The sequence below is a fragment of the Pseudomonas triticifolii genome, from assembly GCF_014358015.1.
GTDB lineage: Bacteria > Pseudomonadota > Gammaproteobacteria > Pseudomonadales > Pseudomonadaceae > Aquipseudomonas > Aquipseudomonas triticifolii.
Genome location: NZ_JACONV010000003.1, coordinates 65,957 through 80,632 on the forward strand (window position 1 = coordinate 65,957; position 14,676 = coordinate 80,632).

Annotated in this window: 15 protein-coding genes; 8 read left to right on the forward strand and 7 right to left on the reverse strand. The window is 56.2% G+C overall.

All coding sequences use genetic code 11. The features are described 5' to 3' along the window. The first annotated feature begins 124 nt into the window (after positions 1–124). Complete coding sequence (locus tag H8S56_RS07690) at positions 125–613, forward strand: cyclophilin-like fold protein (RefSeq protein WP_187518299.1); 489 nt, start codon at positions 125–127, stop codon at positions 611–613. A 49-nt stretch (positions 614–662) separates the two neighbouring features. Here H8S56_RS07690 and H8S56_RS07695 read toward each other — a convergent pair whose 3' ends face one another. After that, a complete protein-coding gene (locus tag H8S56_RS07695; RefSeq protein WP_187518300.1) occupies positions 663–1,691 on the reverse strand; it encodes an alpha/beta hydrolase in 1,029 nt (342 codons plus the stop codon). Between the two features lie 45 nt (positions 1,692–1,736). Continuing rightward, positions 1,737–2,936, reverse strand: coding sequence for an MFS transporter (locus H8S56_RS07700; RefSeq protein ID WP_187518301.1), 1,200 nt, complete (start codon positions 2,934–2,936; stop codon positions 1,737–1,739). Between the two features lie 158 nt (positions 2,937–3,094). Between H8S56_RS07700 and H8S56_RS07705 the strand changes: the two genes are divergently transcribed. After that, positions 3,095–3,988, forward strand: a complete 894-nt coding sequence (locus H8S56_RS07705; protein WP_187518302.1) for a LysR family transcriptional regulator — start codon at positions 3,095–3,097, stop codon at positions 3,986–3,988. Between the two features lie 3 nt (positions 3,989–3,991). On the opposite strand, the gene H8S56_RS07710 is transcribed toward H8S56_RS07705, so the two are convergent. Next, the gene (locus H8S56_RS07710) at positions 3,992–5,107 is read right to left on the reverse strand and encodes an XAC2610-related protein (RefSeq protein WP_187518303.1); all 1,116 of its coding nucleotides are present in this window, start codon (positions 5,105–5,107) and stop codon (positions 3,992–3,994) included. A 190-nt stretch (positions 5,108–5,297) separates the two neighbouring features. Here H8S56_RS07710 and H8S56_RS07715 point away from each other — a divergent pair, with 190 nt between their 5' ends. The 3 genes from H8S56_RS07715 to H8S56_RS07725 are packed head-to-tail and all read left to right on the forward strand — an operon-like array spanning position 5,298 to position 7,997. Continuing rightward, positions 5,298–6,596, forward strand: a complete 1,299-nt coding sequence (locus H8S56_RS07715) for a mechanosensitive ion channel family protein (RefSeq protein WP_187518304.1) — start codon at positions 5,298–5,300, stop codon at positions 6,594–6,596. Positions 6,597–6,654: 58 nt separating this feature from the next. After that, the gene (locus tag H8S56_RS07720) at positions 6,655–7,407 is read left to right on the forward strand and encodes a hypothetical protein (protein WP_187518305.1); all 753 of its coding nucleotides are present in this window, start codon (positions 6,655–6,657) and stop codon (positions 7,405–7,407) included. A gap of 38 nt (positions 7,408–7,445) precedes the next feature. Further along, positions 7,446–7,997: an RNA 2'-phosphotransferase gene (locus tag H8S56_RS07725; RefSeq protein WP_187518306.1), complete on the forward strand. Its 552-nt coding sequence runs from the start codon at positions 7,446–7,448 to the stop codon at positions 7,995–7,997. Positions 7,998–8,117: 120 nt separating this feature from the next. Here H8S56_RS07725 and H8S56_RS07730 read toward each other — a convergent pair whose 3' ends face one another. Together H8S56_RS07730 and H8S56_RS07735 are read right to left on the reverse strand one after the other, a co-directional pair. Continuing rightward, a complete protein-coding gene (locus H8S56_RS07730) occupies positions 8,118–8,516 on the reverse strand; it encodes a DUF1493 family protein (RefSeq protein ID WP_408003784.1) in 399 nt (132 codons plus the stop codon). A 649-nt stretch (positions 8,517–9,165) separates the two neighbouring features. After that, entirely contained in the window at positions 9,166–10,632 is a 1,467-nt protein-coding gene (locus tag H8S56_RS07735; protein ID WP_187518308.1) for an MFS transporter, read from the reverse strand. A 705-nt stretch (positions 10,633–11,337) separates the two neighbouring features. On the opposite strand from H8S56_RS07735, the gene H8S56_RS07740 reads away from it, so the two are divergent. Then, a complete protein-coding gene (locus tag H8S56_RS07740; protein WP_024695874.1) occupies positions 11,338–11,970 on the forward strand; it encodes a TetR family transcriptional regulator in 633 nt (210 codons plus the stop codon). 155 nt (positions 11,971–12,125) lie between these two features. Here the strand turns inward: H8S56_RS07740 and H8S56_RS07745 are convergent, their stop codons facing one another. Continuing rightward, positions 12,126–13,088: a 5'-nucleotidase gene (locus H8S56_RS07745; RefSeq protein ID WP_187518309.1), complete on the reverse strand. Its 963-nt coding sequence runs from the start codon at positions 13,086–13,088 to the stop codon at positions 12,126–12,128. Between the two features lie 198 nt (positions 13,089–13,286). On the opposite strand from H8S56_RS07745, the gene H8S56_RS07750 reads away from it, so the two are divergent. Together H8S56_RS07750 and H8S56_RS07755 are read left to right on the forward strand one after the other, a co-directional pair. After that, the gene (locus tag H8S56_RS07750) at positions 13,287–13,529 is read left to right on the forward strand and encodes a hypothetical protein (RefSeq protein ID WP_187518310.1); all 243 of its coding nucleotides are present in this window, start codon (positions 13,287–13,289) and stop codon (positions 13,527–13,529) included. Then, positions 13,526–13,846 (forward strand): hypothetical protein, encoded by a 321-nt coding sequence (locus H8S56_RS07755; protein WP_187518311.1) that lies wholly within the window; start codon positions 13,526–13,528, stop codon positions 13,844–13,846. The genes H8S56_RS07750 and H8S56_RS07755 overlap by 4 nt, the downstream gene beginning before the upstream one ends. Before the next feature lie 11 nt (positions 13,847–13,857). On the opposite strand, the gene H8S56_RS07760 is transcribed toward H8S56_RS07755, so the two are convergent. Continuing rightward, complete coding sequence (locus H8S56_RS07760) at positions 13,858–14,430, reverse strand: DUF1349 domain-containing protein (RefSeq protein WP_187518312.1); 573 nt, start codon at positions 14,428–14,430, stop codon at positions 13,858–13,860. Positions 14,431–14,676: the final 246 nt, after the last annotated feature.

Here is a 14,676-nt window from a genome sequence, read left to right on the forward strand (position 1 = left end):
GAGCCGATTACTGAGCAATGCTCACATCCACATGCAAGGCCAGCCAGGTAATGAAAGACGACGAGTGACCTATGCTTGGCGCCACCCCGTTGTTCACGCTTCAGTCGTTACAGGCGTAAATCCGATGCCTCGAAAAACACTGCGCACCTGCTGCTCTGAAAAACTGCTGACTGCCCTGTTGTGTATCAGCGCGCTGCCTGCGCTGATGCCGCATTCGGCCCTTGCTGAAACGAACCAGAACGCGACCCGAGAACACCCCATGCGCATTGCAATGCTCGCCAACGGCAAGACCCTGACGTTCACGCTTGAAGACCATCAGACCTCCCGAGACTTCATCGCCCTGCTACCGCTCGACGTGGTTCTGGAAGACTACGCCTCGACCGAGAAGATCAACGTACTGCCCCGCAAACTTAGCACCCAAGGCGCGGCATCCGGTATCACGCCGAGCGCAGGAGACTTCGCCTACTACGCGCCTTGGGGCAATATCGCGATCTTCCACAAAGGCTTCAAGTACTCGCCCGGACTGATCAAACTCGGCACACTCGAATCGCCGCTGGACCTGATCCGTCAGCCAGGCCCGCTTAACGTCAGGTTCGAACGGATCAAGGACTGAACGCAAAAGTCCTGCTTCTTGGCAGGGCTTTTTCTGCGTATCGAGCCTGTTACTTCAGGCTCTTACTGAAGAACTCGATCAGTGTGTCGAACGGGATCAGATCGACGCGATCGTACAGATCGACGTGACCGGCACCCGGCACAATCACCAGCTGTTTGGGCTCACCAGCAAGCTTGTAGGCCTCCTGACTGAACTCAAGCGAGTGCGCTTCAGAGCCTGCGATGAACAGCATCGGACGCGGCGAGATCGTGGCAATGTCATTGAACGGGTAGAAGTTCATGAACTTGACGTTGCTGGTCAGCGTCGGGTGCGTGGTCAGTTTGGGCGACTGGCCTTCAGGCGTGAACTCGCCACGCGGTGTGCGGTAGAAATCGTAGAACTCGCGCTCAATGGGATGCGATTTTTCAGTAATTTCATGCACGGTGCCGCTGGTGTACCGGGTTTCGCCGCCTGCAAATTCCACGTCACGCTGCGCTGCGGCTTCAGCGATGATTTTCTTTCTTTGTTCCAGTGTCTGCGAATGATTGAGCGCATCACGATTGGCAGCGCCCATGTCGTACATGCTGACGGTGGCAATGGCCTTCATCCGCGGATCGATCTTGGCAGCACTGATGACAAAACTGCCGCTGCCGCAGATGCCCAGAACGCCGATGCGGTTCTTGTCCACGAACGTCTGGGTGCCGAGGAAATCCACCGCTGCGCTGAAGTCTTCGGCGTAGATGTCCGGCGATACGGCGTTACGAGGCCGACCGTCACTTTCGCCCCAGAAAGACAGGTCCAGGGACAGCGTCACAAAGCCTTTTTCTGCCAGTTTTTGTGCATACAGATTGGCACTCTGCTCCTTCACCGCGCCCATCGGGTGACCGACGATAATCGCCGGGGCCTTGTTGTCGGGGTCCCAGCCTTTGGGAATAAACAGATTCCCGGCCACTCTCATTTTGTACTGATTGTTGAACGTCACCTTCTGCTGAATGAGCTTGTCGCTCTTGTAGAAGTTGTCTGCACCGTTGGACATGTCTGCTCCCACTGCCGAGTATGAGCCCACCAAAAGGCCAAGCATTAATAGAAATCTCTTCATCGCGGTCTTCCTGAATCGAGTGATAAACAAAGGTTCTGTATTGCTTCATTCACTGAATCGAACATTGCGCATCGCAGCCCAGGCAAAGACTGCGGAACCGAACAACACCACAGCGCCAAGTACGAAGGGGCTCCACCAACCCAGATGGTCGAACACCTCGCCGCCGACACCCGCACCCACCGTGATCGCCATCTGGATGGTCGCGACCATCAGGCCGCCACCGGCTTCCGCGTCGTCGGGCAGCGTGCGGCTGAGCCACAATCCCCAGGCCACCGGCGCAGGCGTGGCAACCAACCCCCAGACACCGAGCACGACGGCTATAGCCATGGGCGAGTGGCCCAGTGCGACAAGGGCGACGGCCAACATCGCCATCACCAGGGGAATGGCGATCAGGTAGGCGTAAAGGCGGTTTTGCAGCAGCGAGCCGATCATGTAAGTGCCGGCCAGACCACAGAGGCCCAGCAGCAGTAACATCAGCGACAAGGTGGTCACGCTCACGCCGGTGACACTTTCCAGAAACGGACGCAGGTAGGTGAAAACCGCAAACTGGCCCATGAACAGCAGCATGATCGCGAGCATGCCAATGGCCACCTGCGGGTTGCGCAGCAGCTTGAAAGGATTGGTCGCCCGGGTCTTCTGTGGGCTGCTCATCGCCGGAATGCTTAGCCACTGCCAGGCAAAGGCCAGAATCGACAGCGGGATCACCAGAAAGAACGCGCCACGCCAGCCGATGTACTGGCCTAGAAAACTGCCCAACGGAGCCGCAACGGTTGCGGCCAGTGCATTACCGCCATTGATCAGCGCCAGGCCCTTGGCAACCGACGCCTTGGGCACCAGACGCATGACGGTGGCCGTGGACATCGACCAGAAGCCACCAATGGCGACACCCAGCAAGGCGCGACCCGTCATGAACACTGCGCCATTGGACGCGAAGGTGACCGTCACGCCCGACACCAATAACAGGAAGCTGAAACCCAGCAGCACTTTCTTGCGATCAAATCGCCCGGTCAGCGGCGTGTTAAGCAGGCTGGTCAGCACCGCAAAGAAACCCGAGATGGAAATCGCCTGGCCTGCCTGCCCCTGACTGATGCCCAGGTCCTGTGCGATGGGCGTCAACAGGCTGACCGGCATGAATTCCGAGGCAATCAGCACGACCACGCACAGCGCCATCGAAAAAATCGCGCCCCACGCGGGCGGGTGGGCTGCCTGCGCCGTGTGCCCAAGGGTTGAATCAACTGTTTTCATGCTCCACTGACCTGTCTGGACAAGGTCGGCAGGTCGCTGCAAGACATTTACGCTGCTGTCGACCTGACGCCTGTAAAAATGTGAAGCACAGGTTAGGGCAAAGGGATTAGGATGATTAGACGCCGCAATTTCCATGTGATTGTGAGAGAAACTCAGTAATGAGCACACCCAGACTGAATGACCTGCAGGCCTTCCTTGCCGTCGCACGGGATCAGAGCTTTACCCGCGCAGCGGTAAAGCTTGGCGTCACGGCATCGGCGTTGAGCCATACCATTCGCGGGCTGGAAGAGAGGATGGGCGTGCGCTTGCTGGCGCGTACCACACGCAATGTGGCACCCACCGAAGCCGGCGAAAAACTGATGAACACCATCGGGCCGCTGCTGGATCAGATCGCCACAGAAGTGGCGGTGCTGGGCGAAATGCGCGACAAACCCGCCGGCACAATTCGGATGACCTGCTCCGATGACGCAGCGGAGAACATCATCCGCCCCATGCTGGCGGGCTTTCTGGCGCAGTACCCCGACATTCAGGTCGAAGTCTGCATCGACTATGGCTTCACCAATATCGTCAGCGAGCGCTTCGATGCGGGGATACGTCTTGGGGAATCGATCAGCAAGGACATGATTGCCGTGCGTCTCGGCCCGGATTGGCGCCTGTCCGTGGTGGGCACGCCGGAATACTTCGAGAAACATGCCGCGCCACTGATACCTCAAGACCTGACGCAACACACTTGCATCAACATCCGCCACTCACCCAATGGCAGCTGTTATGCCTGGGAATTCGAAAAGGACGGGCGCAAGCTCAACACACGGGTCAACGGCCAATTCACCTCCAACAGCATGATCCACGTCATGAACGCCGCGCTCGACGGCGTCGGCCTGGCCTACGTGCCGGACTTTCTTGCCAGGCCGTATCTGGACAGCGGCCGCCTCAAGGAAGTGTTGGCCGACTGGAGCCCGTATTTCGAAGGCTTTCACCTTTACTACCCCAATCGCCGCCAGGCATCGCCGGCCTTCACAGCATTTGTGGAGGCGATCAGGTATCGGGGCTGACGGCTACTGGCCGCTTTCCTTCAAGGCTTGTACGACCTTGTCGAGTGAACCCTGAGCAGGTTCAGGCAGTAACGTCAGTGGGGTGGCCTTGCCCCGTATCACCACTTGCATGCTGCTGGGTGCGCCCTTCGGATCGGCCAGAATCCGATAAGTCGTGTCGCCGCGCACGAAACTCAGCGTATGGGTTGCGGCGTCGTAGTCAAACCGCTCGTTTTCAGCTTGCGGATAAACCAGACCGACCTGATCCTTCGCGTCGATGGCCGCGTAGCTGACCGGTTCAGCCGGTGCGGCGCGGAACATCACGATGCGTTTGCCCGACGGCGCCAGCTTGAACGCGAGCAGGATCTCACGCTGATCATCGTCCTCCCACAGGATGTGGGTGGTGTAGGTCATCTTGCCATTCTTGTTCACACCCACTGTTTCGGTGGGCAAGCCCGAGTTGCCGGTGTGATCGATGACCGTCTCGGTTTGCAGCAGCGGCTCGCCGTTGCGCACCGTGTACGTCGACATCTGGTGCCAGCAGCAACCGCTTTTGGTCATGGTGCTGATTTCACGCGTTTTCTCATCAACGCCGAACATCCCGCAATTTTCCTGCGCCAGCTGCGTGAATGAGTCGCTGTGCGTAAAGCCATTCGCCGTGCCAAGAAACACCTGAAACGACGGCCCGTGATAGCAGCTGTTCTGGCCATCCATCAACGCCAGATCCTTGATGCCATCGAAGTTGAAATCCTGATAGATCAACACGCTCTGCTCGCCATACGGCAGCTCGTGAACGTTGGCTTTGACCTTGCCGGTTTTCGCGTCGGTATCGAGCACCAGCTCATCGGACTGCACACGGATCAGTGCCTGATCGCTGGTTTTGTCGTAAATGCTGATGACCCCGGGGCGGAACACATCCTCCTTGGCAGCAATTTCCAGGGTGGCGCGGTATCGGTCGGAGAAATCCTGCAGCGTGTAGCGTTCGCGCGCGGCCTGATCATAGGCCGCCGCGTCCATCTCACCGTAAGTCACCGGCGCATCCGCAGCACGGGTCAGCGTCGACAGCATTAGCCCGGACAGCATCACCGCTGCCTGCAGAACACGCGATGAAGCCACGTGTTGAATGATCGAAGTCAGCATGGTGAGCACCCTGTTTGATGAGCCGCGAGTCTACTGCAGTTTTTTATGTTCAGTGTCTTGTCAGGGCGTACTGCTGCTGTATTGGCCTATCGAACATCATTTTACGTTTCGCCATTTGCCATCCTCTGCCCGACCTGCGCCGTTAATGCTTTAATCACGCCCCCTCTTCGTTCACGGGATTTTCTGCTGTATGGACATTCAATCGCTCTGGCTAAGAACACAGGAACTCTGGGGCATGCTCGATCAGCATCCCTGGGTACGTACCGGCCTGGCGCTGATCCTGCTGCTCACTGCCGCGCTGGTCCTTGGCCGCGTGGCGCGTTTTCTGATTCTCTACACCATGAAGATGCTTGGCCGTCAGCCTGCCCTGCACTGGCTCAATGACTTTCGCCATAACAAGGTCTTTCATCGACTGGCGCAGATCGTGCCGTCGGTGGTCATCCAGTTCGGCCTGAACCTGGTCCCCGGCCTGAGCGCGACCGGCAAGGGTGTGATCGCCAACATCGCCCTGGCGTTCACGATCCTGTTCATGACCCTGAGCATCGGCACACTGCTCAACGCCCTGCTCGACATCTATGCCCGCACCGAACACGCTCGCACCCGCTCGATCAAGGGCTATGTGCAACTGGCAAAGATGATCCTCTACATCTTTGCCGCAATCATCATCGTTGCCACCCTGATCGACCGCTCGCCACTGTTGCTGCTGTCGGGTCTGGGCGCGATGTCAGCGGTCATTCTGTTGGTCTACAAAGACACGCTGCTGTCTTTTGTGGCCAGCGTGCAACTGACCAGCAACGACATGCTGCGCGTCGGCGACTGGATCGAAATGCCACAGGTCGGAGCCGATGGCGATGTGGTCGACATTACCCTGCACACCGTCAAGGTGCAGAACTTCGACAAGACCATCGTCTCCATCCCGACCTGGCGCTTGATGTCCGAGTCTTTCCGCAACTGGCGCGGCATGCAGCAATCCGGCGGGCGACGCATCAAACGCAGCTTGTTCATCGACGCCAGCGCTGTGCGTTTCGTGCGTGACGACGAAGAGCAGCGCCTGATGCAGGTCCATCTGCTGACCGACTACATCGGCCGCAAACAGGCCGAACTACTCGCCTGGAACCAGGCCCAGGGCAACGTCGCCGAACTCGCCTCCAATCGCCGTCGCATGACCAACATCGGCACCTTCCGCGCCTATGCCCTCGCCTACCTGAAAAGCCACGTCGGGATCAATCCCGACATGACCTGCATGGTCAGGCAGCTGGAAGCCACCTCGCTGGGAATCCCGCTGGAAATCTACTGCTTCACCCGCACCACGGTGTGGGTGGATTACGAACGGATTCAGGGCGATATCTTTGATTATCTGATTGCGGTGATGCCAGAGTTCGGGTTGAGCCTTTATCAGCAGCCCAGTGGCGCAGACATGCGCGTGGCGTTGAGCGGGGTAAATAACGGAATAGTGGCAGACTCCGCGCAAGACGGAACATCGCGCTGACCGCGTATTCATCGACCCACTGGCCAACGAAAGCACCGACTGTTGCAAGGGATCAATGGTGGAAAACTTCATCAGACGACATAAAAAGACAGCCGCATCGCTTGCAGCGGCGATAGCGTTAATCGCTGCTTTTTTGAGCGACCTGGGTGGCGCATGGGATCACATTAAAAACATGATCGACAAGCCAGAACCCCTGTCGATCATTCAAGCCCGCTTGACGCCGATCTTCCGCCACCCTGAAATGCGCCATGGCAGAGAGCAAGCCTCTCTGAGCCTGCAGATCAGAAATTATGGGCAAACTGAAATCACACTGACGTCCTCGGTCTTATCAGTGACTGACGGATCGGGGATATCGGTTGAAGGAGGCTTGAGCAAAGGTGGATGCACGCTTGGCCCGAACCCCAACGAAAACACCCCCCTTACGATCGCCCCAGGTCAAACCGAATGGATAACCGTTGGCAGGCATGTAAATCTGCTGGGGGTTTCCAACTATTTGACGGAAGAAAAGCTGTCGCAGATCGATGTCCACTCGCCGAACGGAGAACCGTTCACGATTGTGGATTCGCGTTACGTCGACGACATCAATCGTTTTTTTGCCAACACCTATGGACCTGATGCAAAGATCAAAGTAGTGATCCGCTCAATCCCGTCAGAAGAGCACGTCTTCTTCTTCAATGTTGCGCAAGGAAAAGACATGTACTCAAAGGACGGAAGCCTTCATCACGACTGGTTCATTGCAAACTGGAAAGAGTGGAAAAATCGAAAAACATTCGCCGGGTATGTGTGCAAGCAACCCATGCCTACCCTGTAACCCGGCACTGACTCCAACCGTTTGAAAGGTGTATCGCCTTGAACAAGAAACAACGAGACGAAATCAGCAAGCTACTCAGTTATGTCTTGCGCCATGCCCCAGAATCCATGGACCTCGTTCTTGATCGAGATGGCTGGACCGACGTCGATCTGTTGATCCAGAACGCGAACAAACAGGGCCATACGCTTGACCGTCAGATGCTGGGCGAGGTGGTCGAGACAAACGACAAGAAGCGTTTTACGCTCTCGCTCGACGGCCAACGCATTCGCGCAGCCCAAGGCCATAGCACCGGGCAGGTCGAGGTTCAGCATGTCGAAAAGACGCCGCCCGACCTCCTCTATCACGGCACGGCTGAACGCTTCATGGTCTGCATCGAGGCACAGGGGCTCATCGCCGGAAGCCGGCATCATGTGCATCTGACCGACAATCCCGAAACGGCAAGGAGCGTTGGCAAACGATACGGACAGCCAGTGTTGCTCGCTGTGGATGTACCCGGAATGCGGCAAGCAGGCGTTCGGTTCTTTCAGGCCGACAACGGCGTATGGCTGGTGCAATCGGTGCCGGCGATTTACCTGACCAGGCTGACCTGAGCCGAATGCCCCCTCGCCTGCGCCATCACCCCCTCACGACCTCCGCCGCCTGATCGACCTCCGCCGACAGGGGCTCAGTCGCCTGCTGATTCGTGATGCCAAACGATGTGACGTGATGCATTACCTCGTCCGGATCTTGAACCCCTCGACAGGTATGTCCTCCGTACGACTGTAGACAGGCGCAGAGCTGAACCTCATCGCTTCAAGCAGTTGGCAATCCCACGCTTTCATCCTCGCAGCCTCACACAACATCCCTAACGTCATGGGTGTGCCGGCGCGCCTTTCTCTGGGACGAAAAAACACAAATACATCCGTGCCTTCCGGTTTGAAATAGCGGTAATGGTCGTAGTCGCCTGGAGCCACATTGAAATGCTCAAAGAAATCCGCCATCAGATCGTTGGCATCCTCGCCATCAAGACCTAGGTCATCGCTCAATTGCGTGGCAAGATTTAGCGTTTCGAAAGCGTTACGGCCAAAACCTGCGAAGAAGAATATTTTCTCGACCAGGTAATTCAGCACTGTTCGATCCAACCTACCTTCGCCCATGTTCAAAAAATCCGGTCTTGTTCATCGACCAACCAACAGCACATCATCTGCAGAGAGCCCACATTCACCTTCATAACAATACAACGCAGCCACTTCACACTGCCTATGCATAGGCAGCAAGCTTGCCTACCGTCAAGCTCACATCATTTTTCCCATTCAACATCGGCTCATCACAAGAGCAACGATCATTGCATCAGCATACGCCAGCCCGTCTTGTTTCAGCCGCGATGAAATCTTCAAAACTCAAAAATCAGAAACTTCCTACTTAATTGCTTCGTAATTTCCAACTGCCGAACCGGTGGTGGAAAATAAGGAACCCAACGACATGCGATTCCAAACCTTGTACAGGTTCCGTTGCAGCTTCTGCTAGACTTGGGCAATAGATTGTTCATCTATCTCAGGTAGTAGCCCAACTCCGGCACATCCACAAGCTTGTAGTCTTCGACAGGCGGGCGCAGCAGCTCGGGTCTTGCTTGCGGACTCGCCGGTGACGAGACGTCGAAGGCGCATACCAATCGCGGCGCGATCAGGGTGTTTCGCAAATACGGCGGCAACAATGTTGGCCAAGCTCATGACAGAATCCTTTGTACTGACTGGCAAATAAGGGAAAACGTTATGCGGGTTACTCGGGCAACTTCCGGGGGAGCCATAAGATAGCGAGCACGGCAACGATAAAGGTCAGGAGCCCCGCGATTCCTAATGCGATATGCATACCGGCGAGAAAGGCTTCCTTGGCCTGCTGGATCGTCTCAAGACTGAGAGAAGCATGATCAAGCGACTCACTGAGAGTGCTCCCTACGCCTGGGCCATACATCCGAAACCAATAGGCGGCCACCGAACCCAGCACCGTGATCCCCAGTGCATTGCCGATCTCGTTACTGGTCTCGGCAATCGATGCAGCAGCGCCTGCACGCTCCGGCGGCACAGCCGATACCGCAATTTCAGCGACCAGGCTAAAAGACAGGCCGTAGCCAACGCCCGCAATGAGGGTGGAGGCAACAAAATAAACAGCACCATGAGTCGTGGATGTCAGCAATAACAAACCCATTCCGGCGGTGATCAGCAGGTGGGTAGCAACGAGCGCCCACTTACGTCCAACTCGCTCAACGATTTGGCCTGTCCAGACGCAAGTTGCGGTCAGCACCAAGGCACCGGGAATAGTCAACAGTGCAGTGCTAAAGACGTCAAAACCCAGAACCGACTGCATGTACACGCCAGACAGGTAGGCCGCGGACGACCAGACAACCAGCGAAAGCAGCCCCGTCAAAATGGCAATAGTGAAGATTCGGTCTATGAAGAGTCTGACGTCCAAGAGGGGATGCTTAAGATTTCGCTGACGCTTAATAAACCAAAGCAATCCGAGAATACCTGCCGCGCCAATAGCCAATTGTTCTGTAGACACTCCGTGCACAGCGCCTGTCTTGAGGGAATAGGTGAACAGCAGGATGCCGACAAACGAAAGTAGCAGGCTGAGTAAATCAATTTTACCCTCGGTAGGTGCATGCACCTCCTTGAGCAACTGTGGCGCGAACACCAAGAAGAGCAACACGACTGGCACGTTGATCAGAAATACCGAACCCCATGCGTAGTGTTGCAGCAGTATTCCACCGATCAAAGGCCCTACCGCGAAGCCTGCTGCAAACGTAGCAGCAAAGATGCCAATGGCTTGTGCTCGCTGTTTGGGATCAGGAAAGAGGTTCGATACGATGGCCAACCCCGAAGGCAGAAGGGTCGCCCCTCCAAGGCCCATCAACGCACGGAATGCAATCAAGCTTGCTGGAGAATCCGACAGCGCGGCGCCCACGGAGGCTAAGCCGAAGACACTTGCCCCGACCATTACTAAGCGCAGCCGACCGAAACGATCACCAATGTTGCCGAACGCGACGAGCAAAGACCCAACCACGAAACCGTAGATATCCAGGATCCAAAGTGCCTGATCGGCAGTAGGCGTGATCGCTGAGTTAATATGTGGCATCGCTAGATAAAGCACAGAACCATCCATGGCGACTAGTGCTACCAGTCCAAGAACCATGAACAAGCCGATCCATGCCTGCCTGCCTGCAGGCTGGGTGAAGGTTGCTTCTTGCATATAGAACATCCTGTTATTGATTGCTAAGTATTAGGAAATCAGCGCCTTGGCGGCGTCACCCAAGAGCTTTGCGCCGTGTAGCGAGAATGGATTCGGGATGGAATTGAAACGGCGTGAACTTCGCCGCTGACTGGATCACGACTAACGTAGGCCTTAATGCCTTGGGGCAATGTCACCGTGGAGGATGGACAGGCAGCAGAATAAGCATTGTAGAAACCCACCAGCACGGCTTCGCCAAACAGATCAATCTCCCGCTGAGCACCATGGCCCAGTTTGCCCTGTTAACCGGAAGGTCGGCGGATTTGGGCATAGGGTAAGCGGGGATGGAAGGGATGCCTGTCATTAAATCTCTCCTTGATTAGCAACAGACGATGTCCGGTACCGCCCGGACTAAAGAGCGGCTAGAAGCCGCAAAAAAATAATGTCACCCAGAGACATATTATGTCAACTGCCAGAATGCTATAAATGACATAATTACAAAAATTACATATCTTTATGACTGACAGGTCTAAAGGGTCGATGATTGCGACTCCAGAAGGGAGCAGTTCTCGGCCTTGGAGCAGGACAAAAACGATTCATCGCATGACAAATGTGTCTCGGTGTAAGAAGTTCCTATGCGCCCGAATCTAAGTCCCGTAACATCGGACCTGTTGGTACGCCGGCGTGCGATGGCAAGACAAGCCCGCACAGAACGTGAGAGGCAGAGTGAAAATTACCGAAGAACTGGGACGTCGCGAGCGGAAAAAACTCATGCTCCGCGAGGCTTTGATTGAGGCCGCCTACAACCTTTTTGAGCAAAAAGGTTTTGATGACACTCGGGTGGAAGACATAACCGACACCGTTGACGTCTCCTCCAGAACCTTCTTCCGCTATTTTGCTTCCAAGGAAGATATTGTTCTTGATTATCAAGAGGTTGAGCATGATGAGGTGATCAGCGCACTCAACTTGCGACCTCAAGGCGAACGGATACTGACAACGCTCAGGCGTGCTGTGGTGGAGGTTGTACACGGCTGTGAGATGGGATCCTACGGTCTGGACTCCAATCGGTTCCAGGTTCTAAAACATCTGATTCGCGGTCACCCTCTCGTGTGCGCCAGAAACCTGGAGCGCACGCAGGATCGTAAGCGAGCGTTGATCGAAGTCCTTGCGACCAAGATGCGTGTGGATCCCAGGTTTGACAATCGGCCGAGCCTGGTGGCGAACACGTTAGAGTATGCCTACACGGCCGCGTACGAAATTTGGAAGGACATTCCTGATGGAAGCCGGATGTATTCGGCAGTGCTTGACGAGGTATTTGAGGCCATCGAATCTGGTCTGAATTACCCTTGTCCTGAGTAGCTACCCCACTCCGTAGTAGCACACCAGAGTCAGTTGTGAGGGGCTGGGGACTTCCTGTCGTGCGAACGAGGGCGATTTACAATTGACAGCGTCGGCTGTCGGGTTTCGGCCCTCTGATCCCTACGCGATGTTCAACGGCATTCAATCCCCTGCCCCTACACACCCACCTCATGAACAAGCGACTCGATCGCCTGCTGATTGGTCACACCGAACGGTATATGAACCGACGGTGCGACGGCGCTTGCAGACTTCAAGTGCCCGGACTGGTCGTCGAAAAAGATATGGGGTTTGAGCACAGCCAGGACCTTGGCTTTCTCGATGCCGCCGAGGAAGAACGCATCGTTGGCCATCACGCCCCAACTTTTCAGGGTGTTGAGCGCACGTTCATGGGACGGCGCATTGCGGGCCGTGACGATGGAGACACGAATCCGGTTCTGGTAATCCGGGTTGAGTTTCTTGTGCTGCTCTTCCACCGACTGAATCTTCGACATTCGCACCATGAATTCTTTCAGCGGCCCGGGGTGATGCGGCTGCATTACGTTTTTCACTTCATGGGCGTGAAATTCGTTCAGGCCCGAGGCCTGCATGACGGTTTCCGATTCATCACCGGCCAGCACGCCGTCGAAGTCGAATGCGATGCGCAGGGTCTTGTCGTCCTCATCGTCATCAAATTCGGAATCCAGCACCTGCCCCGCCGGATGCCCGGCCTTGATGGCGGACTCCACATCGGCTTTGTTACCCGACAGAAACAGCGCGATGTTCAGTGCCGGTATGTATTCGTAGGGGGATTTGCCCTGCATGAAGATTGCGCGGGTCATGGGCAGGCCGTAATGCTCAATGGTCTTCATCACGCGCAGACCGGTATCAGGGTCGTTTCTGGAAAGCAGAACCACTTCCACCAGCGGGTCATCGGGTTCGGCAAGGTCATTGAGGGACAGCAGACGTTTGATGAACGGGTACGCAATGCCCTTGGAAAGCGGGTTGTTGAGGTTCTGTTCCTGAAACGTGCGGTACTCCTCCTCGCCCTGCCGCTTGAACACTGCGTCCGATTCACGCAGATCAAAAACGGCGCTGGAAGCCACGCCAATCACCAGTCGGTTATCCAGTTCGTAAGGCATTCAATGTCTCTCGGTCCGTCGGCCACATCGGGGGGATGAGCAAGTCTCGTGATGCAAGGTTCAACGAGAAGTGTAACGACAGTCTGAGGCCGAGGCATATCGCTGATTCAGACAAACCGGCCCAGCCATTCAACTGAACTACAGGCAGGCCCGCCAGTCAGGATAATCAATCGTCCTGTCTTGATCCGAGGCCCTGTCATGCCTGTCTACCTGCTTGATTATCTGTTCAAGGACGAGCCGCGTACCCACACGCTGGAACTCGACCAACCCGAACTGCGCACTCACCAAGCCGCCATCCATCTGCTCGAACTGCATTTCGGCGATGCGGAAAACGGCCTGATGATGCCCAACGCCGACGCGACGCCGGATGAGATTCTGGCCAAGGCCGGGTTGCTGGGGCTGACGCACATCGATGTCGACAAACAACCCTCCACTCCATGAACCCGACAACCCCTGACGGGCGCTACTTCGTGGTCAAAGGACAGCTGTGGCGCTGTTCCAATCCTGCGCTCGACGAGGATGAACGCCAACATCTGGTAAAAGAGCTCATGACGGCACGACGGGCGGTAAAGACCTCGAAAGCCTCAGGTGATCCGACCCTGCTCAAGCAGGCCAGAGAAGCCGTCGATGCGGCCAAAGTGGCGCTGGGTGAGCGTGGCCCGGTCTGGTGGACCGATGGCGCGCCTGACCTGAACAGGCACAAGGTAGACAACACGCCTTACGCCGAGTGGTATCGGTCGCTTGAGCGCGGAGATTGATTGACCTCTACTTACGTCAAATCATGCAGTTCCTTGCCCAGCGCAGGCCCCACTTCAAACCTGGAAAACACCACCTCCAGCCTCCCGCGCTCCGGGCTGCAGCACATCGGTCCGACCTGACACTCACCCATCGGGAAGGGTGCCAGTCGCAACAGCGGCCAGCGCACGCCGTCCACTGAGTGCTGAATCCGCATCACCCCCTCGGCCACTGTCACACGCAGCCAAAGCCCCGACGCAGACTCATCGAACGACCCGGTGGCCCAGTCAGACTGATCACGGGTCAGCACGCTGCCCAGCATAAGCGCGCCATCGCTGACTTCGACGCCGGTTTTCATCCAGTTACGCTCGTCGACACGAACCATCAGCCCCGCCTGGTCGTACAGCGTCTTGAAGTTGCCTTGGACGTGGACTTGAGCCGTAAAAGCGCCGTTGACGGGCACGCCGAGAAAATGACCGCTGTCGCGGCAGAAGCCGTAATGGGTCTGCTGCCAGAAATCGGTCGCAGCGTCTGTCGTGATGCTGAGGCGGTCGCTGCAGACCTCCCATCGCCCGGGTTCATTGAGCCAGCGGCCTTCTTCGAACATGGATGCTCCTGAAGTTGAATTCGACGAGTTGAACAATAGCAGCCGTACCTGGTTTTTGACGCCATCCTGTCGGCGCACCACCTAGTGCCCGCCATAAATACGACGGCCACTCTATTGACGCATATAACTGCTATTTCGCCGAAAATATAGCAATTATCGCGCAACTTTTCTTATATCAAGGGTCTCATCTCCGGGCGCTGCAATGTTGACTTCATTACCTAAAATCTTCGTCGCCCGGAGTAACCC